The 22,494-nt window shown below is 71.5% G+C and carries 18 protein-coding genes and 1 other RNA gene; 15 read left to right on the top strand and 4 right to left on the bottom strand.

Translation table 11 applies throughout. The annotated features are described in order from the left end of the window. Window positions 1–4: 4 nt before the first annotated feature. The 5 genes from K8F61_RS04955 to K8F61_RS04935 are packed head-to-tail and all read left to right on the top strand — an operon-like array spanning window position 5 to window position 6,548. Window positions 5–1,087, top strand: coding sequence for an acyl-CoA dehydrogenase family protein (locus K8F61_RS04955; RefSeq protein ID WP_231820879.1), 1,083 nt, complete (start codon window positions 5–7; stop codon window positions 1,085–1,087). Beyond that, on the top strand, window positions 1,084–1,890 hold the full coding sequence (locus K8F61_RS04950) for an enoyl-CoA hydratase (RefSeq protein WP_231820878.1): 807 nt from the start codon (window positions 1,084–1,086) through the stop codon (window positions 1,888–1,890). The genes K8F61_RS04955 and K8F61_RS04950 overlap by 4 nt, the downstream gene beginning before the upstream one ends. Then, window positions 1,887–3,473: an AMP-binding protein gene (locus K8F61_RS04945; RefSeq protein WP_231820877.1), complete on the top strand. Its 1,587-nt coding sequence runs from the start codon at window positions 1,887–1,889 to the stop codon at window positions 3,471–3,473. The genes K8F61_RS04950 and K8F61_RS04945 overlap by 4 nt, the downstream gene beginning before the upstream one ends. A gap of 47 nt (window positions 3,474–3,520) precedes the next feature. Continuing rightward, window positions 3,521–5,464, top strand: a complete 1,944-nt coding sequence (locus K8F61_RS04940) for a flavin-containing monooxygenase (protein ID WP_231820876.1) — start codon at window positions 3,521–3,523, stop codon at window positions 5,462–5,464. A gap of 13 nt (window positions 5,465–5,477) precedes the next feature. After that, on the top strand, window positions 5,478–6,548 hold the full coding sequence (locus K8F61_RS04935) for a Zn-dependent alcohol dehydrogenase (protein ID WP_231820875.1): 1,071 nt from the start codon (window positions 5,478–5,480) through the stop codon (window positions 6,546–6,548). Window positions 6,549–6,553: 5 nt separating this feature from the next. Here K8F61_RS04935 and K8F61_RS04930 read toward each other — a convergent pair whose 3' ends face one another. Next, window positions 6,554–7,597: a TetR/AcrR family transcriptional regulator gene (locus K8F61_RS04930; RefSeq protein ID WP_231820874.1), complete on the bottom strand. Its 1,044-nt coding sequence runs from the start codon at window positions 7,595–7,597 to the stop codon at window positions 6,554–6,556. 121 nt (window positions 7,598–7,718) lie between these two features. Here K8F61_RS04930 and K8F61_RS04925 point away from each other — a divergent pair, with 121 nt between their 5' ends. Continuing rightward, window positions 7,719–8,156 (top strand): GNAT family N-acetyltransferase, encoded by a 438-nt coding sequence (locus K8F61_RS04925; RefSeq protein WP_219085792.1) that lies wholly within the window; start codon window positions 7,719–7,721, stop codon window positions 8,154–8,156. 47 nt (window positions 8,157–8,203) lie between these two features. Next, on the top strand, window positions 8,204–9,334 hold the full coding sequence (locus K8F61_RS04920) for an aminotransferase class V-fold PLP-dependent enzyme (RefSeq protein ID WP_231820873.1): 1,131 nt from the start codon (window positions 8,204–8,206) through the stop codon (window positions 9,332–9,334). Window positions 9,335–9,356: 22 nt separating this feature from the next. On the opposite strand, the gene K8F61_RS04915 is transcribed toward K8F61_RS04920, so the two are convergent. Next, window positions 9,357–11,576, bottom strand: coding sequence for a heavy metal translocating P-type ATPase (locus K8F61_RS04915; RefSeq protein ID WP_418888073.1), 2,220 nt, complete (start codon window positions 11,574–11,576; stop codon window positions 9,357–9,359). Between the two features lie 193 nt (window positions 11,577–11,769). On the opposite strand from K8F61_RS04915, the gene K8F61_RS04910 reads away from it, so the two are divergent. Continuing rightward, entirely contained in the window at window positions 11,770–12,051 is a 282-nt protein-coding gene (locus tag K8F61_RS04910; protein ID WP_336246453.1) for a YchJ family protein, read from the top strand. 36 nt (window positions 12,052–12,087) lie between these two features. After that, window positions 12,088–12,840 carry a zinc ribbon domain-containing protein gene (locus K8F61_RS04905; RefSeq protein ID WP_067243172.1) on the top strand — a complete coding sequence of 251 codons (753 nt, stop codon included), beginning with the start codon at window positions 12,088–12,090 and terminating at the stop codon, window positions 12,838–12,840. 28 nt (window positions 12,841–12,868) lie between these two features. Here K8F61_RS04905 and K8F61_RS04900 read toward each other — a convergent pair whose 3' ends face one another. Then, window positions 12,869–13,708, bottom strand: a complete 840-nt coding sequence (locus K8F61_RS04900) for an aldo/keto reductase (RefSeq protein WP_067243173.1) — start codon at window positions 13,706–13,708, stop codon at window positions 12,869–12,871. Between the two features lie 137 nt (window positions 13,709–13,845). Here K8F61_RS04900 and K8F61_RS04895 point away from each other — a divergent pair, with 137 nt between their 5' ends. From K8F61_RS04895 to K8F61_RS04885, 3 genes are all read left to right on the top strand, one after another. After that, complete coding sequence (locus K8F61_RS04895) at window positions 13,846–15,597, top strand: bifunctional 3'-5' exonuclease/DNA polymerase (protein ID WP_231820870.1); 1,752 nt, start codon at window positions 13,846–13,848, stop codon at window positions 15,595–15,597. Window positions 15,598–15,604: 7 nt separating this feature from the next. Next, window positions 15,605–15,979, top strand: an RNA gene (gene rnpB, locus K8F61_RS04890) — RNase P RNA component class A. A gap of 63 nt (window positions 15,980–16,042) precedes the next feature. Continuing rightward, complete coding sequence (locus K8F61_RS04885) at window positions 16,043–17,059, top strand: hypothetical protein (RefSeq protein ID WP_231820869.1); 1,017 nt, start codon at window positions 16,043–16,045, stop codon at window positions 17,057–17,059. Window positions 17,060–17,090: 31 nt separating this feature from the next. On the opposite strand, the gene ppgK is transcribed toward K8F61_RS04885, so the two are convergent. Next, complete coding sequence (ppgK, locus tag K8F61_RS04880) at window positions 17,091–17,849, bottom strand: polyphosphate--glucose phosphotransferase (protein WP_067243176.1); 759 nt, start codon at window positions 17,847–17,849, stop codon at window positions 17,091–17,093. 68 nt (window positions 17,850–17,917) lie between these two features. Here ppgK and K8F61_RS04875 point away from each other — a divergent pair, with 68 nt between their 5' ends. From K8F61_RS04875 to K8F61_RS04865, 3 genes are read left to right on the top strand one after another with little or no spacing between them, the layout of a single operon-like run. Then, window positions 17,918–18,136, top strand: a complete 219-nt coding sequence (locus K8F61_RS04875) for a hypothetical protein (protein WP_067243177.1) — start codon at window positions 17,918–17,920, stop codon at window positions 18,134–18,136. A gap of 3 nt (window positions 18,137–18,139) precedes the next feature. Further along, complete coding sequence (locus tag K8F61_RS04870) at window positions 18,140–19,477, top strand: glutamine synthetase family protein (protein WP_067243178.1); 1,338 nt, start codon at window positions 18,140–18,142, stop codon at window positions 19,475–19,477. Window positions 19,478–19,484: 7 nt separating this feature from the next. After that, on the top strand, window positions 19,485–22,481 hold the full coding sequence (locus K8F61_RS04865) for a bifunctional [glutamine synthetase] adenylyltransferase/[glutamine synthetase]-adenylyl-L-tyrosine phosphorylase (protein WP_231820868.1): 2,997 nt from the start codon (window positions 19,485–19,487) through the stop codon (window positions 22,479–22,481). Window positions 22,482–22,494 lie beyond the last annotated feature (13 nt).

Below are 22,494 nucleotides of genomic sequence, written 5' to 3'. Positions count from 1 at the left end.
CAAGATGGATGTGGCATGGGGCGAGGACTACGACGTCCTCGCGGATATCGGCAGGGCCGCGTTCTCGCGGTACTCGCCGTTGGAGGATCGTGCGAGCACGTTGTCCTTCGAGGAGCAGGTGGCGCAGTTCGCCGACCTGGGCTGGTTGCAGCTGGGGGACCCGACGGGCGCGGATGAAGATCGTGCGCCGCTGGGCACGATCGCGGCGATCTTCACGGAGATGGGGCGCGCGCTGGTGGACGGGCCGCTCCTGGACCTGATGACGGCGCGCGACGCCTCGCTGGCAGCGGGCACGGCAGACGCCAGGGAACTGGCGGATCGCATCGGCGATGGCGCGACGATCGTCGTCCCGGTGTTCTCCTCCGCCGACTGGGGAGAGCACGTCTCCGTCCGGGACGGCGCGCTGAGCGGCACCGCGCTCGCCGTCGGCTTCGCGGACCGGGCGGATGCCTTTCTGGTCCACGCGCGAGGTGCGGAGAACGCGCTCGCACGGGTCCCGTCCGGGGACTCCGTCGAGGTCGAGGCGATGCCGAATCTGGGGGAGCGTCCGCTGTTCGCAGTGAGGTTCTCGAACACGCCGCTCGCGTCCGAGGACGTGCTGGCCCGGGGCGCGGGCGCGGATGCCGCCGTGGAGCTGGCCGACGCCCGCGCCGCGGTCCTCCGAGCGGCGCAGGTGGTCGGAGCCGGGCAGCGCCTGCTGGAGATCACCGTCCGCTATGCGCGGGAGCGGCATCAGTTCGGCGGTCCCATCGGACGGTTCCAGGCCGTGCAGTACCTCTGCACGGACATCGCCCTCGCCGTGCATCGGACCTCGGTGCACGTGCGCTCCACGGCCCGGGCCCTCGATGCCGGAGAGGACGTGCAGCCGCACCTGGGCCTTCTCCGCCGACAGGCCGCGCGCACGGCGCAGGTGATGGTGCACGGTGCCCACGAGGTGCACGCGGGCATCGGCTTCATGGTCGAGTCGTCCGTCCACCTGTTCACGAATGCCGCGAAGCGCTGGCAGTTCGACTTCGGATCGGATGCCCGCAACGAGGCCGACGTCGTGTCGGCGCTCGACCGACGGTGGGCGGAGTCGGCCGCGTGAGCTACATCGACTACCGCGTGGATGACGCCGTGGCCGTCATCAGCCTCGACCGGCCGGAGAAGCACAACGCCCAGGACGAGTCGATGCTGCGCGACCTCGACGCACGATGGCAGCAGGCCGCCGCCGACGACGCGGTGAAGGTGATCGTGATCCGGGCCAACGGCGACAACTTCTCGGCCGGGCACGATCTCCGCACTCCCGCGCCGGGATACTTCCGCGACGGCAAGACCGTGATGGAGAGCGCCTACGGATGGGAGAGCGAGCACTATCTCGGCTTCTCCCAGCGCTGGCGCGACATCCCCAAGCCGTCCATCGCCGCGGTGCAGGGCGCCTGCATCGCCGGTGCACTGAACGTGATCTGGCCGTGTGATCTCATCGTCGCGGCCGAGACGGCGTCCTTCAGCGACCCGGTCGTCAAGTTCGGCGTCGGCGGGGTGGAGTACCACGCGCATCTCTGGGAGCTCGGCGCTCGCCGCGCCAAGGAGATGCTGTTCACAGCGCGCACCTTCAGCGCGGCCGAGGCGTACGACGCCGGGATGGTCAACCGCGTCGTTCCCCTGGACGATCTGGACGCCCAGACGATGGCGCTCGCCCGCGAGATCTCGGAGATGGACGCGTGGGGGCTGGCCACGGCCAAACGCGCCATCAACCAGGGGCTCGACGTGATGGGGCAGCGCACCGCGATCCAGGCGGCCTTCGACATCCACTGGCACGGACACGCCAACGCGCTGCTGCGCACCGGATACCCCCTGCTCACCCCGGATCCGCTGCGATCCGCGCCGGACACCAAGGAGGACTCGTGAGGCCGACGGACACGCCCCGAGACGTCTCGACGGCCGATGCCGTCTCCCTCTGGCACCTGCTGAGTCTCCGGGCCGCTGCCACCGGAGCTGCGGTGGCGCTTCGCGACGAACACGGCCGCACGGAGACGTTCGCGGACGTGGCCGGCCGCGCCGAGCGGGTCGCCGCCGGACTGAGGGATCTCGGCATCGGACCAGGAGCCGTGGTGAGCTGGCAGCTCCCCACGAGGATCGACACGATCGTGCTGAGCCTGGCCCTGTCGAGGCTCGGCGTCGTGCAGAACCCGATCATCCCGCTGTACCGGGAGCGGGAGGTCACCGCGATGGTCGCGCAGTGCGGCACCGAGTGGCTGATCACGATCCCCGAGTTCCGCGGTTTCGACCACGCCGCCATGGCGCACGGCGTCCGCGCCGCCAGCGGTGACCGGGTCGAGGTGATCGTGCTCGGGGAGACCCTGCCCGACGGCGACCCCGCGTCGCTGCCGCCCGCGCCGGAAGGACGTGACGAGGTGCGGTGGATCTACACGACGTCGGGCACCACCTCGGCGCCCAAGGGAGTCTGCCACGCGGACGGCACGCTGATCGCCGGCGGGAGCGCGCTGGCTGCGGCGATCGAGGCGACGGCGAGCGACGTCGCGACGGTGCTGTTCCCGTACGCGCACATCGGCGGCCCGGACATGCTCGTGGCGTCGCTCGTGAGCGGCATGTCGCTCGTGCTCATGGAGGTCTATGAGCCGGCAGCCGCGGTCGCGCTGATGCGGGACGCCGGCGTGACGGTGACGGGCGGATCGACGCCGCACTACGCGCTGCTGCTCGAACAGCAGCGCAAGGCGCCCGGCACCGTGCTCGTGCCCACTCTGCGGATCCTGGCGGGCGGAGGCGCGCCGATGCCGGAGAGCCTGTTCCGCGACGTGCTCGCCGAGATGGGAGTGCCGGTGCTGCACGCATACGGGATGACCGAGTGCCCGATGATCACCTCCGCACGCGTGGGCGACAGCGTCGAACACCTCGCGACGACCTCCGGGCGTCCGGTGCAGGGGTGCGAGGTGGAGATCCGGTCGGAGGAGGGCGACGCCCTGGCGGCCGGGGAGGCCGGCCGGGTCTGGCTGCGCGGGGAGATGCGCTTTCTCCACTACCTCGTGGACGGTCAGCCGGTCGCGCCGTTCGACGCCGAGGGGTGGCTGTTCACCGGCGACGTGGGGCGTCTCGACCCGGACGGACATCTCGTCCTCGTCGGGCGCGAGAAGGACCTCATCATCCGGAAGGGGGAGACGATCAGCCCGGCGGAGATCGAGGACGTCCTGGCGGCTCACCCCGGCATCGCCGACGTGGCGGTGCTCGGCCTTCCGGACGAACGGACCGGGGAGCGGATCTGCGCGGTGCTCGTCGCGGCACCAGGAGGCGAGGCGCCGGATCTGGCCGCGGTGCGCGAGCACTGTCGCGCCTCGGGCATCTCACCGGCGAAGTTCCCCGAGCAGGTCGTCCTCGTGGACGAGATGCCCAAGACCCCGACCATGAAGATCCGCAAGCAGGTCCTCCGCGAGTCCGTGTCGGACGCGGCCCTCGCGGTCCCGACGGCCGGCTGACGCAGTCCCCGGCGGCCCAGGCCGCCCATCGAGCATTGGAAGCAGACATGCCTGAACGGAGCTTCGTCGAGCGCGCGGTCGCGCACGCCGACGTCAACGCCTTGCGGCTCTCCCTGTACCAGATCACCCGGGACCCCGAGATCGCCTCGATCGTGCCGCGTCGGGTGTACGGCGCCGTCGCCGACACGGTCTCGTTCGCGGTCGAGGACGAGGAGCTGATCCGGCGCAAGGCCGTCGAACTGCTGCTGACCGGCGCCCCCGCAGAGGAGGAGCTGCCCGAGCCGACGGCTTCTGAGATCGACGAGCTGATCCAGATGCTCGAAGGGCGCCGGCTCGAACCTCCCGAGCTGACGCTGCGGCGTCAGATCCCGAGCTTCGGCGACATGCCGTTCCAGGCGCGCTGGACGGCGGACCCCTCGGTCCCGGACGGGTACCACGTGGCGATCGTGGGCGCGGGCATCGCCGGGATCGCGATGGGGGTCCAGCTCGCCCAGCTCGGCATCCCGTTCACCGTCTACGAACGTCGGTCCGAGGTCGGCGGCGTCTGGAGCATCAACACCTATCCGGATGCCGGGGTGGACACACTCAGCGCCACGTACGAGTACGGGTTCGAGAAGAAGTACCCCTGGCCCGCGTACTTCGCCCGCCAGGCGGACGTCCGGGCGTACATCGAGCACGTGGCGCGGCGGCACGGGGTGTTCGATCGGATCTCGTTCGGCAGCGACGTCCGCGTCGCACGATTCGACGACCGGAGCCAGGACTGGACGCTGACGGTCTCCCGGGAAGGGCAGCCCGACCAGATCGTCCGCGCCGATGTCGTCGTCGCGGCGAGCGGCATCTTCGCGACGCCGCGCGATCTGCCGATCGAGGGCGCGGAGGGGTTCGCCGGTGATGTGGTGCACACCGCGCGGTGGCACGACGGAGTGGACTGCACCGGCAAGAGGGTGGCGGTCATCGGCAACGGGTCGACGGGGGTGCAGCTCCTGTCGAAGGTCGCCGAGACCGCCGAGTCGGTGACGGTGTACCAGCGCACCCCGCAGTGGATCTCGCCGCGCGCCAATTACGGGGTCCCGATCCCCGACGAGCTCCAGTGGCTCATCGGCGCTCTGCCGTTCTACTGGAACTGGAACAAGTACGTCGCCGCGATGGGCACGATCGAGCTGCGCAACGTCCTCACGACCGACGCGCGATGGATCGAGGGCGGGGGCGCGGTCAGCGAGCGCAATGACGACCTGCGCGCTCTCCTGACCCGCTACATCGAGCATCAGGTCGGTGGCCGGCGCGACCTGGTGGATCAGCTCGTGCCCGACTACGCGCCGATGACGCGGCGCCCCGTGGTCGACAACAACTGGTATGCGTCACTGACGCGACCGAACGTCGAGCTCGTGTCGACCGCGATCGATCGCATCGAGGAGACCGCGATCGTGACCGCGGACGGGACCGCGCGCGAGACGGAGGTGATCCTCGCGGCGGTGGGCTTCCAGACGGAGAAGTACGTCTGGCCGACCGCGTACTACGGCGAGGGCGGGGTGAGCCTGGAGGAGGTCTGGCGTCCGCAGGGAGCACAGGCCTACCTGGGCATGACGGTTCCGCGCTTCCCGAACCTGTTCCTGCTGTACGGGCCGAACTCGCAGCCGGTCGCCGGAGGAGCGGGGCTGCCCACCTGGTTCGAGATCTGGAGCCGGTACGTCGCACAGGGGATCGTCGCGATGCTCGAGGGCGGTCATGCTTCGATGGCGGTGCGCCAGGACGTCTTCGACAGATATAACGAGGAGCTGCACGCGGAGGCGCAGAAGCTCATCTACCTGTCCGAGCACAGCACGATGAAACGGAACTACTACGTGAACGAGTTCGGGCGGCTGCAGATGAACGCGCCCTGGACGGGCGAGCGGTTCTTCGAGATGTGCGAGGCGCTGCAGGTCTCCGACTACCACTTCACCGCGGCGTCGACAGCGTCGCCGCGGGAGCTCCTGACCGCACGCATCCACTGAAAGGCGGAAGACCATGAGAGCGATCGTCTTTGACGGTACGGAGAACACGCTCGTCGACGATGTCGAGCTCCGCGACCCGGGACACGGCGAGGTGATCGTCCGCGTCGTGGCGAGCGGGCTGTGCCAGAGCGACCTGAGCGTGATGCGCGGCAAGATCCCGTTCCCCTCGCCGGTGATCCTCGGCCACGAGGGCGCGGGCGTCGTGGAGGCGGTAGGGCCCGGGGTCACGGCGCCGCAGGTCGGGGATCACGTGGTGCTGGCCACGTTGGCGACGTGCGGGCGATGCCCGTCGTGCGCGGCGGGTCACCCGACGATGTGTCGTGAGTCGTTCGGCAAGACCGCCACGCCGTTCCGGCGCGGCGACACCGCCGTCCACAACTTCGCGACGCTGTCCACCTTCAGCGAACGGATCGTGGTCCAGGCGCAGCAGGCGATCTCGATCCCGAAGGACGTCCCTCTGGAGACGGCGTGCCTGATCGGCTGCGCGGTGCTCACCGGCGCGGGAGCCGTCTTCAACCGTGCGCGCGTGCGACCGGGCGACTCGGTGGCGGTGATCGGCGCGGGCGGGATCGGACTCAACGTGGTCCAGGCGGCCCGGGTCGCGGGTGCCGCCCGGATCATCGTCGTCGACACCAATCCGGGCAAGGCGGCCCAGGCGGAGCGCTTCGGGGCCACCGCGTTCGTCGACGCGACGGATGGCGACGCGGCGGCACGCGTCCGCGAGCTCTCCGGCGGAGGCGTCGGCCATGCGTTCGACTGCGTGGGCGGCGAGGCCGTGACCAGCCAGGCCATGGAGATGCTCGACTGGGGCGGTCAGCTGATCATGCTCGGAGTGGCCGGCCCGGAGACGCGGCTGTCGGTGCCGGCGAGCGCGTTGTACATGGATCGTTCGGTGCTCGGCTGCCGGTATGGCTCATCCCGGCCGGGAGCGGATGTCCCGATGTATCTCGAGCTCTATCGCCGGGGGCTCCTCCTGCTCGACGAGCTGGTGACGCGGACCTACGAGCTCGACGACTTCGAGATGCTCTTCGACGATGCTCGCGCGGGGGTGCTCGACCGCGGCGTGCTGCGGATGCCCGCCTGATCCCGTCAGGATCCGTCCGCGGGTCGCGTCGCGTAGACGAGGAGCTTCAGCATGTCAGCCACCTCACGTCGCAGGCCCTCGCGGCTGGCGGGGTCGTCGGCGCGGTCCGAGAGAGCGCTGAAGTAGGGCTCGTACATGTTCCAGACCGAGCCGATGAGCGCGATCAACGATGCCAGCACCTCCGCGTCGAAGCGTCCGGGCGTCGTCGGCCGGGCGGGGTCCTGCCACAGTGCTTCGATCTGCGTGCGGTAGCCGCGCGACCGGGCGCCCCCGAGCAGGCGCTCCGGCGGGGTGCCCTCGAACACGGCCCAGGTGAGCATCCGGCCGAACTGCCCCGCGTCGAGGTCCGCGCCGAAGGAGTTGTCGATGGCGGCGTAGATGTCCTGCTCCCCGGAGAGACGCTCACCGCCGTAGGCGACGAGGAGCTGCATCACCGCGACGAGGAGGTTCTCCTTCGTCTGGTAGTGACGGTGGATCAGTCCGTAGGGCACGTCGGCGGCGGTCGCGATCTCGCGGAGCGAGGTCTTCGCCGGTCCCTTCCGCGCGAACAGCTCGGCCGCCGCCAGGAGGATCGCCCGCTGGGCCTCGCTGGACTCGGCGCGGGCGGGCATCCAGCCGGCGACGTCGTCGGGAACCTCGTCGGCGTCCTCGGCCCCGGGCGCGGGAAGCGCCTCCGGCTCGAGAGAGCGCGCGAGGCGCAGCGCCTCGGCCTTCGTCGCCGGGCTGCGGAGGAGGTCTCCCGGGGGCGCGGCGTCCGGCCCGGGGGAGACGGACCATCGCGCGATCGCCTCCGCCGGGATCCCGCTGTCCACGGCGTCCAGGAGCTCGGCGACCTCGGGCCGGACGGCGCCGGTCTGCTCGTCGAACTGCCATGCCGGGAACAGGGTGACGCCGTGGCCCGGAGCAGCGAGGAGCTTCCGGTTGCGCACGCGGGCGTTGATGGCTTGGCGGCTGATGCCGAGGACCTCCGCGACCCGCGGAGTCGCCCACCACTGGGCCTCGTCCGCCGCCGATGCGGGAGCCGGGGGACGGTCGCGTCGTTGAGCCATAGCTATACCACCATACTTGCGTTCCGGGCCTCGGCGGAGGTGATTCGTTGACGGCGTGGCCTCTGGCCTCGAAGGACGATCCCGTCACGGCGACGCCGGTGGCGAGGCCTAGGATCGACGGATGACCACCCTCGCCCCGCTGACCGCGGCCGACCACGACGACTGGCTCGCGCTGTGGACCGGTTACCTCGACTTCTACGAGGCCACGATCGCGCCCGACGTCACCGCTCACACGTTCGAGCGGCTCGTGGCGGGGATCGACATGCACGCGACGATCGCGCGGGACGACGACGGTACCGCGGTGGGGCTCGTGCACTGGCTGGCGCACCCGGCGACCTGGACGCGCGGCCCCTACTGCTACCTCGAGGATCTGTTCGTCGTCCCGTCGGCGCGCGGGGCGGGGACCGGTCGCGCGCTCATCGGCCACGTCGCGACCTGGGCGCGCGAGAACGGGTGCGCGAAGGTGTACTGGCTGACGCAGTCCGGCAACACCGCCGCCCGCGCACTGTACGACCGGGTCGCGCGCGACACCGGCTTCGTGCAGTACGCGATCGCCTGAACGGCATCGGATCGGCGTCGCGCGCGCGGGTGTGCCAGGCTGGCCCCATGACCCTTCCGCACGATGACGTCGATCCGGGTGGCCTGCTCGAATACTCGGTGGTCTTCACCGACTGCTCCCTGAACCACATGTCCGCGCGCTTCGTCGGGGTGATGCAGGAGATCCTCGCCATCCTCCGTGCCGCCTACAGCGCCCACAGCGCGGCGGTGGTCCCGGGAGGCGGGACCTATGCGATGGAGGCCGTGGCCCGTCAGCTCGCGACAGGCCGCCGCTGTCTCGTCCTGCGCAACGGGCTGTTCTCGTACCGGTGGTCGCAGATCCTCGAGACCGGACGGATCTCGGACGACGTCACCGTTCTCGCGGCGCGCCCCGTGGACGGTGCGCCTCAGGCGGCCTGGCAGCCCGCGCCGCTGGAAGAGGTCGTGGAGGCGATCCGGACGCAGCGCCCCGAGGTCGTCTTCGCGCCGCACGTGGAGACCGCATCGGGCATGGTGCTCCCCGACGACTACGTCCGTGCCGTGGCGGATGCGGTGCATGGTGTCGGCGGAGTGCTCGTCCTGGACTGCATCGCATCGGGGGCGCTCTGGGTGGACATGGGCGACCTGGGCGTCGACGTCCTCCTCAGTGCGCCGCAGAAGGGGTGGAGCGGCTCGCCGGGTGCGGGATACGTGATGCTCAGCCCCGCCGGGCACGCGGCGGTCGGCGCGGGGACGGCGTCGAGTTTCGCGATCGATCTCGGCCGATGGCTGTGGATCGCCGAGGAGTATCGGGAAGGACGCGCGCCGTACCACGCCACGATGCCGACCGACACGTTGGCTCATGATGCGCGTCTGATGGCGCAGACCCGGGAACGGGGGTTCGCGGCGCTGCGGGGCGCCCAGGTCGAGCTCGGACGACGGGTCCGTGCGCTCCTCGCCGAACGGGGCCTGCCCTCCGTCGCCGCGCCCGAGTTCGCGGCCGCCAGCGTCGTCGTCGTGCACACGGACGACCCCGCGCTGCAGAGCGGCGCCCGCTTCCGCGAGGCCGGTGTGCAGATCGCTGCCGGCGTCCCGTTGCACTGCGGCGAACCGGACACCTATTCGACGTTCCGCATCGGCCTGTTCGGACTGGACAAGCTCGACGACGTGGATGGGGCGGTCGCACGTCTCGCGGCGGCTCTGGACCGCGTCGGTCTCTGACTCCGACCGTCACCGGTGGCGGTCAGCGCGTGAACCGCTCCGGGCGCAGGTCGAGTCGGCGAAGGAGCTGCGCATTGAGCGCGACGACCACGGTGGAGACCGACATCAGGACGGCGCCCACCGACATCGGCAGGAGGAATCCGATCGGGGCGAGCACGCCGGCCGCGAGCGGGACGGCGGCGAGGTTGTACCCCGCGGCCCACCACAGGTTCTGCGTCATCTTCCGGTAGGCGGCCCGCGACAGCTCGATCGTGGCGACGACCGACCGCGGATCGTCGCTGGCGAGGATGACCCCGGCGGAGCCGATGGCGACATCGGTCCCCGCGCCGATCGCGATGCCGACGTCGGCCCTGGCAAGGGCGGGGGCATCGTTCACTCCGTCCCCGACCATCGCGACGGCGCGGCCCTCGGCCTGCAGCTCGGCGACGCGCGCCGACTTGTCCTCGGGGCGCACCCCCGCGAAATAGCGGGAGATGCCGAGCTCGCGGGCCACGGACGCCGCGACGGCTTCGGCGTCGCCCGTGATCATCACCACCTCGATGCCGCGAGCGGTGAGGGCCCGGACGGCGTCACGGGACTCGGCGCGGATCGCATCCGCGAGGCGGAGGGCACCGGCGACCCGCCCGTCGACGAGGACGTGCAGGATGATCGCGCCTTCGGCACGCCATGCCTCGGACGCCGGAAGTTCGTCGGCTCCGGCCTGCGCGAGGAGCGCCGGTCCGCCGACCTCGACGGTTCGGTCGCCCACCCGGGCGCGGACGCCGAGGGCGGGCTCGGAGCGGAACTCAGACGCGGTGGCCCGGGAGAGCTCCCGGCTCTCCGCGGCGGTCACGATCGCGCGGGCGAGGGGATGCTCGGAGTCGGATTCGGCGGACGCCGCCAGAGCCAGGACCTCGTCCTGGTCGTAGCCGTCCGCCGGGACGACCGCCGTCACGGCGGGCGCGCCCTCGGTGAGCGTTCCGGTCTTGTCGAACAACACCGCGTCGACGGTGCGCATCCGCTCGAGCGCCATGCGGTCCTTGACGAGGATGCCTCCCCGCGCCGCGCGCTCCGTCGCGATCGAGACGACCAGCGGGATCGCAAGGCCGAGCGCGTGCGGGCAGGCGATCACGAGGACCGTGATGGCGCGTACGACCGCGGCGTCCGGGAGCCCGACGGCCGTCCAGACGACGGCGGTCACGACCCCGGCGATGAGCGCGAACCAGAACAGCCACCCGGCGGCGCGATCCGCCAGACGCTGGGCGTGGGAGCTGGAGCTCTGTGCGTCCGCCACCAGGCGGCCGATGCCCGCGAGGGCGGTGTCGTCGCCCACCGCGGTCACCCGTGCGCGGATCCCCGAATCGGTGGCGATGGTGCCGGCCACGACCGTGTCGCCGACGGTGCGCTGCACGGGGCGGGACTCCCCGGTGATCATCGACTCGTCCACGCTCGCCGACCCCTGCTCGATCACGGCGTCGGCCGGGACCCGTCCGCCCGGACGCACGAGGACGACGTCGCCCACCTGCAGCTGTGCGGGGGAGACGGACTCGGTCTCGTCCCCGACGACGCGCTCGGCCTCGTCGGGAAGCAGGGCGGCGAGCGAGTCCAGCGCGGAGGTGGTCTGCGCCAGGGAGCGCATCTCGATCCAGTGCCCGAGCAGCATGATCACCACCAGGAGCGCGAGCTCCCACCAGAAGTCGAGCTCGTGGTGGAGGAGCCCGAGCGTCGCTCCCCAGGAGGCGAGGAAGGCGACCGTGATGGCGAGGGCGATCAGCAGCATCATGCCCGGTCGGCGTCCGCGGAGCTCGTCGACGGCGCCGGTGAGGAACGGCCGACCGCCCCAGAGGAAGACGACGGTGCCCAGCACGGGCGGGATCGCGCGGATCACCGGGTCGTCGGGGACGACGTAGCCCACCAGCATCGCGAACATGGGGGAGAACGCGACCACCGGGACGGCGAGGACGAGCATGATCCAGAACAGCCGTCGGAACTGGCCGACGTGATCGCCGTGGCCGGCATGTCCGCCGTGGCCCTCGTGACCGCCGTGGTCGGTCGGGGCCCCGTGGCCGGCGTGCCCGGCGTGGTCTCCGTGAGCGGCGCCGTCACGGGCGTGATGCGCTGCAGGTGCCGAAGGACTCCGGTGGGCTCCGTGGGCTCCGTGGGCTGCGTGCGCGTGGCCCGCGTGGTCCGTGCGCTGCGGCGCGCCCGAATCGGAGGGTCGTGGGGCGGCGTGTCGATGTGTCTCGTGCGCTTCGTCGTCCATATCCCCGCCAACGCTATACCCCATTGGGGTATTCCGAAAGGGGGTCGAACGGCGGCGCTATGGTGGTGGACGAGGAGGGCGTATGCGGCGGATACGGGAGGACCAGCGCTGTCCGTGCGGGACGGGCGACGTCTACGGATCATGCTGCGGCCCGATCCTCGCCGGACGCCCCGCCCCGACCGCGGAGCGTCTGATGAGATCGCGGTTCACCGCCTTCGCGGTCGGCGACGAGGAGCACCTGCTCCGCACCTGGCATCCGGATTCCCGACCCGCCCGCGTGGATCTCGACGCCGACATGGACTGGCTCTCCCTGGACGTCCAAGCGACGGAGAGCGGCGGTCCGTTCGACCGCGAGGGGACCGTGCAGTTCGTCGCGCGTTACCGCGATGCGGACGGGCGTGGCGCACTGCGCGAGCGGAGCCGCTTCGTCCGGGAGCCGAGCGGATGGCTCTATGTCGACGGCACGACGGCCTGACCCCGCACGCCGCGGTTCCTGGCGTAGGTTTGAGACGTGAAAGCCAACCCCGCGCACCAGATTGTGCTCCTGGACATCGCCGACCTCGACCGACGGATCGCCCGCGCCGAGCACGCGCGGACCCATCCGCCGCAGGGGGAGCGGATCAACGAGCTCGCCGCGCTCCGTCAGGAGCAGCTGCGCGAGCTCACGGTCCTGACGGGGCGGCGCGACGACGTGCAGGCAGAGCTCACACGGGTGGAGTCGGACGTCGCGCTGGTCGAGCAGCGCCGCGACCGCGACGCGCAGCGTCTTGCCGCCACGGCGAACCCCAAGGACGCCGTCGCGCTGGAGCAGGAGCTCGCGAGCCTCGCACGCCGCCAGAGCGACCTGGAGGACATGCAGCTCGACGTGATGGGGCGCCTGGAGGAGGCGGAAGCGGCGCGAGCCGCGCAGCAGGCTCTCATCGACGCCACCGTCGAGGAGGGGACGCGCTTGACGGCCGAGGCCAAGGCGCAGGTGGCCGCCGCCACGACGGAGGGTGAGCAGCTCGCGCGGGACCGTGCCGCGCTCACCGATTCGGTCCCGCCGTCGCTCCTCAGCGAGTACGAGCGCCGCGCGCAGCGCACGGCCGGAGCCGCGCTGCTGCGTCGTCAGACGTGCGAGGGGTGCCGCATGGTGCTCTCCGGGACCGACCTCAACGTGATCCGCCAGGCGGACCCGGAGGAGGTCGTGTCCTGCCCGGAGTGCGGCTGCATCCTCGTCCGCACGGAGGAGTCGGGTCTGCAGGCGACCCCCGCCGCGGACTGACGACCGGCGCTGATCGCGCGCTCGGCGCTCAGAGCTCCTCGTGCGTGCGCGGGTCGGCGCCGAAGAGGCGTCCGTCCGCGCGCCCCAGTGCCGTCACCGCGTCGACGTCGTCGGCGGACAGGCGCAGATCGGCGGCGGCGAGGTTCGCGGACTGGTGGGCCGGATCCGCGGCCTTCGGGATCGCGACCGACCCTCGTGTCGCGTGCCATGCCAGGACGACCTGCGCGGGGGAGAGCCCGCGCTCCTCCGCGATCCTCGTGACGACCGGCTCGGAGAACAGGTCGCCGGCGCGCCCCAGCGGGCTCCACGCCTCGGTGATGATGCCCTGCTCCCGGTGGTACGCCAGCGCGTCCGTCTGCGGGAAGTACGGGTGCAGTTCGATCTGGTTGACGACCGGGCGGACCCCGGTCGCGTCCTCGATGCGTTCGAGGTGCTCCGGCAGGAAGTTGGAGACGCCGATCTGGCGTACCAGGCCCCGGTCCCGGGCCTCGATCAGCGACTCCCACGCCTCGACGTACTTGTCCACGCGGGGGTTCGGCCAGTGGATGAGGAGGAGGTCGATGGCGTCGACACCGAGCCGGAACCGGCTCTCCTCGATCGAGACGAGGGCCTTGCTCCGCTCGTGGTGACGCCCCGCGAGCTTCGTGGTGACGATGAGCTCTCCGCGGTCCACGGCCGCGCCCGAGACGCCCCAGCCGACCGCGCCCTCGTTCTCGTAGTTGAACGCCGAGTCGATCAGCCGGTAGCCGGTCTCGATCCCGGCGCGGACGGCGTCGGCGCCGGCCTCGCCGCGGAACGCGTAGGTGCCCAGGCCTTGAACGGGCAGGCGGAACCCGTTGTGGGCGGTGAAGGGATCGATGTCGGTCATGACGGTCCTCTCGACGGCGGATCGGTCGGTTCCACGCTAACGCGCTCGGACGCGCGTGGGGAGTGCGCGGAGACGGGACGCAACAATCGGGGGCGGCGCGGGCGGTCGATGTCGGCGGCAGGGCCTAGGTTCGAAACGTGGCAACCTCGGCTGCCCCGGCTGCATCCGGGCCCACGTCGATCGTGCTCGGGCGCGCACCGGGTCGCGGTGCGTGGCGCGCGTTGCTGCTGGACGCGGACGGCGAGGTCTTCGCCACGGAGGAGATCGGGGACGACGGGCTCGTGGCCTGGGTCGGTGCCCACGAGCGCCGGTCCGCCCCGAGGTGGGTCGTGCGCAGCGTCCGTGACGTCTATCCCCGCCTGCTCTCCGGCGGAGTCCGGCTGCGCCGCGCCCAGGATCTCCTGCTGTGCCATGCGATCCTCCGGGACACCACGATGCTGCCCCACCCTGTCGCCGCATCCCCGGCCTGGCGGCGCGGCGATCCTCCCGCGTCGGAGGGGCGCCCCGCCCTGTTCTCCCTGGGCGACGACGGGGCCGGCGCCGAGGAGGAGGCCGAGTCCGTGCTCGCCGAGCTCCGCCGGCAGCGCGCCGCCCTCGGCACCGCTCCCGACGCGCGCCTGGAGCTGCTGTGCCTCGCGGAGTCCGCCGGGGCGCTCGTCGCCGAAGAGATGACGGCGGCGGGACTGCCGTGGGACGAGGCCGTCCATGACCGGATCCTCACCGACGCCCTCGGTCGCCGTCCGCCACGGGGGAGCCGCCCGGAACGGATGGCAGCGCTGGTCCGGGAGATCGGGCAGCTCCTCGAAGACCCGCAGCTGAACCCGGACAGCCCGCCGCGGCTGCTGCGCGCGCTCCGCCGCGCCGGCGTCATGGTCGACTCGACCTCCCGATGGGAGCTCGCCGAGGTGGACCACCCGGTGATCCCTCCTCTGCTCGCGTACAAGCGCATGGCTCGTCTGTTCACGGCGAACGGGTGGAGCTGGCTCGCCGAATGGGTGCACGAGGGGCGGTTCCGTCCGGTGTACATCACCGGCGGCGTCGTCACCGGCCGCTGGGCCTCGGCCGGGGGCGGGGCGCTGCAGATCCCGCGGAGCCTGCGCCCGGCCGTGCGTGCGGATCCGGGGTGGCTGCTCGTGTGCGCGGACGTCGCCCAGCTGGAGCCGCGCGTGCTCGCCGCCATGTCACGTGATCGGGCGATGGCCGCCGCGGCTCAGGGCGCCGACCTCTACGCGGGCATCGTGCGCTCCGGGGTGGTGGCCACCCGCGAGGAGGCGAAGTACGCCGTGCTGGGGGCGATGTACGGGGCCACCACGGGAGACAGCGGTCGACTCGCGCCGCGGCTGCGCGGCGTCTTCCCCCGCGCCATGGCGCTCGTGGACGCGGCGGCCCGCGAGGGGGAGGAGGGCGGCGTCGTCTCGACGCTGCTCGGTCGTGGCTCGCCGCGGCCGGACGCGTCCTGGAGCACGACACAGTCGCGCGCCAGCGACCCGGACGCCGGCGCGGCGGACGAGCGGCGTGCCCGCAGCCGTGCGCGGGACCGGGGGCGCTTCACGCGCAACTTCGTCGTGCAGGGGACGGCGGCGGAGTGGTCGCTGCTGTGGCTGGCCGAGATCCGGCACCGCCTGGCCTCGCTGACGCCCGCAGGACGGCCCGCGCCGAGGTCGGGGCCGGTCTTCTCCCGGCAGGCGCACCTGGCGTTCTTCCTCCACGACGAGGTGATCGTGCACTGTCCCGAGGAGCAGGCCGAGACGGTGGCCGACGTGGTGCGCGCGTCGGCGGACGCGGCGACGCGGCGGCTGTTCCCCGGCTTCCCGGTCGAGATCCCGCTGGACCTGCGCATCTCCGAGGACGCGGGCAAAGGAGCGGCACCGGTCGCGCCGGTAGACTGATCGGGAACGGGTCGGCCGGACGGTCGCGTGGCGGGAGACCGCACCGAGGAACGTCCGGGCTCCACAGGGCAGGGCGGTGGGTAACACCCACCCGGAGCAATCCGCGAGACAGTGCCACAGAGAGCAGACCGCCTCTCCCGCGTGCGGGCGGAGGTAAGGGTGAAAGGGTGGTGTAAGAGACCACCGGGAATCGTGGCGACACGATCCGCCAGGTAAACCTCGCCCGGAGCAAGGCCAGACAGAGGATGCTGACGCGGCTCGCCGAGTCCTCGGGTAGGCCGCTGGAGCGGCACGGCAACGTGTCGCCGAGAGAGATGACCGTCGAAGGGACCACCCGAGAGGGCTCCCGGAACAGAACCCGGCGTACAGGCCGGCCCGTTCACCACCCCGCCGGCGCCGCGAGCGCGCGTTTGCCAGCGCATGGCCGCCGGAACAGAATGATTGAATGACGATTCAAGGCTCCGTGCCGGTCGACGAACGGGTGTTCCGACGCAATCCGCTCCGGGCGATCATCGGCGTCCTGCTGGGATCCGCTCTGCTCTCCACGGCGCTGCTGTTCATCGTGCCGAGTCATCTTCCCCGTCAGATGTCGACCGGCGGCCGAGGGATGGTCGTCCTCGCCCTCTGCGTGGCGGGGGCGCTCATCATCGCGGTCTGCGTGTTCGTGTTCGCGAACGTGCGGATCGTCGTTCGCCCCGACATCGTCATGATCCTCCGCCCCGGGAAGAACCGGCTCTACCTGCGGAAGGACACGGAGTTCGCCTCGAAGGTGACCGAGCACTACACGAACGGGCTGAGATCGGGGACGACCCGTGCCCTGACCGTGCACTCGGACGCCGGGACGGAGACCGTCTCCCTGCCCGGATACACGCGGGCACAGTTCAACGAGCTGATGGCCCTGCTCGCACCGGTGGCGCCGCCGGATCCCGCGGACGCGGTGGAGGCCGCGAGGAGAGGCGCCTCGCTGCCCACGCACTTCCGCACGGATGCCGGACGCGTGCGCCGGTCCGCCCGGGCCCTCGGGCTCGTCGGCGTCGGGCTCCTCGTGCTCGCACTCGCGACCGTCGCCGTGGTCTTCGGGACCGGCGGGCTGGAGTTCAACGACTACTCGGCGCTGATCCTGATCGTGCCGTTCGCTGTCCTCGGCGCCGTCGGGGTCCTCATCGGATCCGTGCAGCAGATCAGGAAGGCGCGGTCCGTGCCGGCGCAGCTGAGCGCGAACCACCTCGGTCTGCGGATCGACGACGTCGACTACCCGTACGCGCAGCTCACCCGCATCCAGCTCACACCGCCGTCGTACAGTCGACACCGGTTGGTGCTGGAGCCGGTGGCCGGGAGGAGGGCGTCGTACCTGCTCAGCGGCTCGGGCGTCACCATGACACCCGGGATCGCGGAGCTGTTCGAAGTGCTCCGGGTCGAGACCGCTCGGCATCCCGGGCTGCTGCGGCTGGACCTGGAGTAGCGCGCAGGGCCCGGGAGACCCGGGAGGTCAGTCAGTCGGCGGCGAGCGAGGCGGCGCCGATGATGCCCGCGGAGTTGCGGTGGACGGCCGCCACGATGGGCGTGTTCAGATCGAGCAGCGGCAGGAACTTCTCCGGGTGCTTGGAGACGCCGCCCCCGACGACGAAGAGATCGGGGCTGAAGAGGAACTCCACGTGCGCGAAGAAGACCTGGAGGCGTGCCGACCACTCCTCCCAGGACAGCTGCTCGCGCTCCATCGCGGAGTACGCGGTCCACTTCTCGATCGAGGCGTCCTCCACGCTCGTGCCGTCGTACAGCAGATGCCCGAGCTCCGTGTTCGGAACCAGCACGCCGTTGTAGAGGAACGCGGAGCCGATGCCGGTGCCGAGGGTGGCGACGATCGTGAGACCGCGTGCGTCACGGGCGGCGCCGTGGCGGGCCTCGGCGACGCCGGCCGCGTCGGCGTCGTTGACGAAGTGGATCTCGCGGCCGAGCCCCTTCTCGAAGAAGGCCTCGGCCTCGAAGCCGATCCAATCCGGCGACACATTGGCCGCCGAGAGCGTCTTGCCGTACTTCACGATCGCCGGGAAGGCCACCCCCAGCGGGAGGGTGGACTCGGCCACGCCGAGGGTGTCCAGGACCTCCTTGACCGCGGTGAGCACGTCATCGGGGGAGGCGCCCTTCGGGGTGGGGACGCGTACGCGGTCCGAGGAGAGGGTGCCGTGTTCGAGATCGACGATGCCCGCCTTGATCCCGGTTCCGCCGATGTCCACGCCGATCGCTTGTGCCATGCGTCACAGCCTAGCGATGAGCGCGGACGACAGTAGGATCGTGACAGCCGCTGACGAAGGGGAACCCTGTGGAAGACGCCGACAAGAAGTACTGGTACAACATCCGCACCGGTGACGTCGAGTTCGGGATGATCTCGCCCGCCGTCGACCGGGTCGGCCCGTTCGACACCGAGGCGGAGGCCCGACGCGCGCCCGAGAAGCTCGAGGAGAACGCCCGGGTCTGGGCGGAGGAGGACGCGGCGGACGACTCCTGGGGCGGCTCCGGCCCCGACGACGCCAAGGCCTGATCCGTGGACAAGCAGCGCGACTTCGTCCTGCGCACGATCGAGGAGCGCGGCGTCAAGTTCGTCCGCCTGTGGTTCACGGATGTGATCGGGACGCTCAAGTCCGTGGCGATCGCGCCGGCGGAGGTCGAGGGCGCGTTCGCGGAGGGCATCGGGTTCGACGGGTCCGCCATCGAGGGACTGACGCGCAGCTTCGAGTCCGACCTGCTCGCGCAGCCCGACCCCACAACCTTCCAGATCCTGCCCTGGCGGGGTGAGATCGACCCCACGGCGCGGATGTTCTGCGACCTCACGACGCCGGACGGGCGTCCGGCGGTGGCGGATCCGCGTCACGTGCTGAAGCGCACGCTCGCCAAAGCCGCCGACGCCGGGTTCACGTTCTACACGCATCCGGAGATCGAGTTCTACCTGCTGAAGTCGAAGGAGGCGGGGCCCGACGGCCCCGTCCCGGTGGACTCGGCAGGCTACTTCGACAACGTGCCCGGCGGCACGGCGCACGACTTCCGCCGCAGCGCGGTGCGGATGCTCGAGGATCTCGGGATCTCCGTCGAGTTCAGCCATCACGAGGGCGGGCCGGGGCAGAACGAGATCGACCTGCGCTATGCCGACGCACTGACCACGGCCGACAACATCATGACCTTCCGCACCGTGATCAAGGAGGTGGCGATCGAGCAGGGCGTCTACGCGACGTTCATGCCGAAGCCGCTCAGCGATCAGCCGGGAAGCGGCATGCACACGCACATGTCCTTGTTCGAGGGGGACGTCAACGCCTTCTACGAAGAGGGCGCCAAGTACCAGCTCTCGCGCACCGGGCGTCAGTTCATCGCCGGACTGCTGCGCCACGCGAACGAGATCGCGGCGGTGACGAACCAGTTCGTCAACTCGTACAAGCGCCTGTGGGGCGGCGACGAGGCGCCGAGCTTCATCACGTGGGGCCACGCGAACCGCTCCGCGCTCGTGCGCGTCCCGATGTACAAGCCGAACAAGGGGCAGTCCTCGCGCGTGGAGTACCGGGCGCTGGACTCCGCGGCGAACCCCTACCTCGCTTATGCGCTCATGCTGGCCGCGGGGCTGAAGGGGATCGAGGAGGGCTACGAGCTCCCGCCCGAGGCCGAGGACAACGTCTGGTCGCTGAGCGAGGCGGAGCGGCGGGCCCTCGGCTACGCGCCGCTGCCGTCGAGCCTGGATCACGCGCTGGAGTACATGGAGGACTCGGAGCTCGTCGCGGAGACCCTGGGAGAGCAGGTGTTCACCTACGTCCTGCTGAACAAGCGCAAGGAGTGGGAGGCGTACCGGGGTCAGGTGACGCCGTTCGAGCTCAAGAGCAACCTCGAGCTGCTCTGATCCCCGCATGCCCCGCCCGGATGCCTCCGTCTCGCTGTCGGCGCTCGCCCGGCTGGGGTTCGACGATCTGTCCGCGGCCGCTGCGGCGCTGAGTGATCTGTCGGCGACGACCGGCGTGGACCGGATCACCCTCCTCGACGGGTTCTCCGCGGCCGATCCCGACGAGGCCGTCGCCGGGCTCCTGCGGGTGGCCCGTCGCGATCCGGAGGGCGTCGCGCGCCTGCTGCGGGACCCGCACGCGCGGCCCGGGGTCTGGCGGCTCTTCGGCGCATCCACGGGGCTCGCCCGGTTCTTCGAGCGTCGTCCCGCCGAGCTCGACGTCCTCGCGTCCCCGCCGGTCGCCGTGCCGACGGCGGATGCGCTGCGGTCCCGGTTCCTCGCCGCGGTCGGCGCCGAGGACGGGGTCGCGCGAAGCGGCGACGCCGCCGCGCGGATCGCGCTGCGGGTGGCCTACCGGCGAGCGCTCGCGGAGATCGCCTCCGTCGACCTCGCGTCGACGGATCCCGTCGCGTTCATACCGGTCGTGGCGCGGGCGTTGGCGGACGCAGCGGACGCAGCGCTGGAGGCCGGTCTGGCGATCGCTCGGGCCGCCGTCGTCGCCGAGTCCGCGTCGGCACGGGTGCGCGTGACGTCCGAGGAGGTCGCGGCGACGAGGCTCGCGGTGATCGCGATGGGGAAGACCGGTGCGCAGGAGCTGAACTACATCAGCGACGTGGATGTCATCTTCGTCGCGGGGACCGCCGACGAGGACGCCGTCCCCGAGGCGCGGGCCATCGATGTCGCGACGCGCCTGGCCCGCGAGATGACGGGCGCGGTCTCGGGGATCGGGGCCGAGCCCCCGCTCTGGGAACTGGACGCGGCGCTGCGGCCGGAGGGCAAGCAGGGCGCTCTCGTCCGCTCCCTCGGCTCGCACCTCGCGTACTACGACCGCTGGGCGAAGAGCTGGGAGTTCCAGGCGCTGCTGAAGGCGCGGCCGGCGGCAGGCGACCCGCAGCTCGGCCGGGAGTACCTCGCGGCCGTGCAGCCCAAGATCTGGTCGAGCGCCGCGCGTGAGGACTTCGTCGGCAGCGTGCAGCGCATGCGCGAGCGCGTGACCGAGCACATCGCTGCGGACGATGTGCCGTACCAGATCAAGCTCGGCCCCGGGGGCCTGCGGGACATCGAGTTCACGGTCCAGCTCCTGCAGCTCGTGCACGGGCTCACGGACCCGTCGCTGCGCACGCGCGGCACCCTCGAATCTCTCGACGCCCTCGTCGCGGGCGGATACATCGGCAGGGCGGAGGCGGCCACGTTCGGCCAGGACTACCGCACGCTGCGGCTCCTGGAGCACCGGCTGCAGCTGCGCGACCTGCAGCGGACGCATCTCATGCCGCGCACGCCGGCGGGGCTCCGCGTCCTCGCGCGCGCGACCGGGGTCGCGGACACCGCGGAAGGGGTATGGGCGCGCTGGGAGGACGTGCGCCGGGAAGTGCGCGACCTGCATACCCGGCTCTTCTACCGGCCGCTGCTGAGCGCCGTGGCCGGGCTCCCGGCGGAGGAGCGGTCGCTGTCGACCGAGCAGGCCCACGACCGACTGGCGGCGATCGGCTTCCGGGACCCCGCGGGGGCGCTGCGGCACATCGGCGCCCTCACGACGGGGATCAGCCGCAAGGCGACCATCCAGCGTCACCTCATGCCGGTCATGGTGCGCTGGTTCGCCGACGGGAGCGATCCCGACTACGGCCTGATCGCGTTCCGGCGGATCAGCGAGCGGCTCGGGGACACACCCTGGTTCCTGCGCATGCTGCGCGACTCATCGGGCGCCGCCGAGAGCCTCACCCGCCTGCTGTCGTCCTCACGATACGTCGGCGAGCTGATGGAGTGGATCCCCGAGTCGGTCGCGTGGCTCGACAGCACCGAGCTCCTGCGGCCGCGCAGCGCGGCGGCGCTGGACGAGGAGGCGCGGGCCATCCAGACGCGGCATGAGTCCATCACGCCGGCGCTGCGCGCCGTTCGCTCGCTCCGGCGCCGGGAACTGCTGCGCACGGCGATGGGCGCGGTGCTGGACGTCCTTCGCATCGACGAGGTGGCGGCCGCCCTCACCGCCATCACGGAGGCGACGATCCAGGCGGCGCTGCGCGCGGTGCGGCGCGAGGTCGTCTCCCCGGAGGACGACGCGCTCGACTTCTCGGTGATCGCCATGGGGCGTTTCGGCGGTGCGGAGCTGGGATTCGGCTCGGACGCGGACGTGCTGTACGTCTACGACGCGAACGGGATCGACCCCGAGCGTGCGCAGCGGTACGCGGTGAAGATCGTCGCCGGGCTCCGCGAGCACCTGGCGGACCAACGGGTCCCTCTCGACCTCGATGCGGACCTCCGCCCCGAAGGACGAAACGGCCCTGTGGCCCGGTCGTTCGACGCGTACGCGCAGTACTACCGGCGCTGGTCGCTCTCGTGGGAGTCGCAGGCGCTGCTGCGGGCGCGCGGGATCGCGGGGAGCGCCAAACTCATCCGCCGCTTCGAGGAGCTGGCGGACACGGTCCGCTACCCCGCGCAGCTCGATCTCGCGTCGCTCCGCGAGATCAAGCGGATCAAAGCACGGGTCGAGGGCGAGCGCCTGCCGCAGGGGGTGGACCCGCGTCGTCACCTCAAGCTCGGGCCGGGCACGCTCAGCGATGTCGAGTGGCTCGTGCAGATCGTTCAGCTTCAACACGCGCACGAGGTCCCGGGCCTGCGCACCACGTCCACGATGCAGGCTCTGGAGGCCGCCGTGGAGACGGGCCTCGTCCCGCGCGAAGCGGGGGAGCGGCTGCGTGAGGCGTGGCTGCTGTCGAGCCGTCTGCGCTCGGCGATGACGCTCCTGACCGGTCAGACCCGCGACGTCCTCCCCGTCGATGTCCGGGAGCTCGACGGCGTGGGGCGCATCCTCGGCTATCCCGAGCGCTCGGCGGGCCCGGTGGAGGAGGAGTACCTCGCGGTGACCCGCCGGGCGCGGCGCGTCTTCGAGCAGCTCTTCTACGGCTGATCCAGCGCCTGAC

Source organism: Microbacterium resistens, assembly GCF_021172025.1.
GTDB classification, from domain to species: domain Bacteria; phylum Actinomycetota; class Actinomycetes; order Actinomycetales; family Microbacteriaceae; genus Microbacterium; species Microbacterium resistens.
Note: the sequence above shows the minus strand (reverse complement) of the source record. Positions and strands in the feature narration are given on the sequence as shown.

What these genes read in the sequence shown, in the direction of transcription:
- K8F61_RS04955 (WP_231820879.1), top strand. Translation starts at nt 5, where the DNA reads ATGGATGTGGCATGGGGCGAGGACTACGACGTCCTCGCGGATATCGGC.
- K8F61_RS04940 (WP_231820876.1), top strand. Translation starts at nt 3,521, where the DNA reads ATGCCTGAACGGAGCTTCGTCGAGCGCGCGGTCGCGCACGCCGACGTC.
- K8F61_RS04935 (WP_231820875.1), top strand. Translation starts at nt 5,478, where the DNA reads ATGAGAGCGATCGTCTTTGACGGTACGGAGAACACGCTCGTCGACGAT.
- K8F61_RS04930 (WP_231820874.1), bottom strand. Translation starts at nt 7,597, where the DNA reads ATGGCTCAACGACGCGACCGTCCCCCGGCTCCCGCATCGGCGGCGGAC.
- K8F61_RS04925 (WP_219085792.1), top strand. Translation starts at nt 7,719, where the DNA reads ATGACCACCCTCGCCCCGCTGACCGCGGCCGACCACGACGACTGGCTC.
- K8F61_RS04920 (WP_231820873.1), top strand. Translation starts at nt 8,204, where the DNA reads ATGACCCTTCCGCACGATGACGTCGATCCGGGTGGCCTGCTCGAATAC.
- K8F61_RS04915 (WP_418888073.1), bottom strand. Translation starts at nt 11,576, where the DNA reads ATGGACGACGAAGCGCACGAGACACATCGACACGCCGCCCCACGACCC.
- K8F61_RS04910 (WP_336246453.1), top strand. Translation starts at nt 11,770, where the DNA reads ATGAGATCGCGGTTCACCGCCTTCGCGGTCGGCGACGAGGAGCACCTG.
- K8F61_RS04900 (WP_067243173.1), bottom strand. Translation starts at nt 13,708, where the DNA reads ATGACCGACATCGATCCCTTCACCGCCCACAACGGGTTCCGCCTGCCC.
- K8F61_RS04885 (WP_231820869.1), top strand. Translation starts at nt 16,043, where the DNA reads ATGACGATTCAAGGCTCCGTGCCGGTCGACGAACGGGTGTTCCGACGC.
- ppgK (WP_067243176.1), bottom strand. Translation starts at nt 17,849, where the DNA reads ATGGCACAAGCGATCGGCGTGGACATCGGCGGAACCGGGATCAAGGCG.
- K8F61_RS04865 (WP_231820868.1), top strand. Translation starts at nt 19,485, where the DNA reads ATGCCCCGCCCGGATGCCTCCGTCTCGCTGTCGGCGCTCGCCCGGCTG.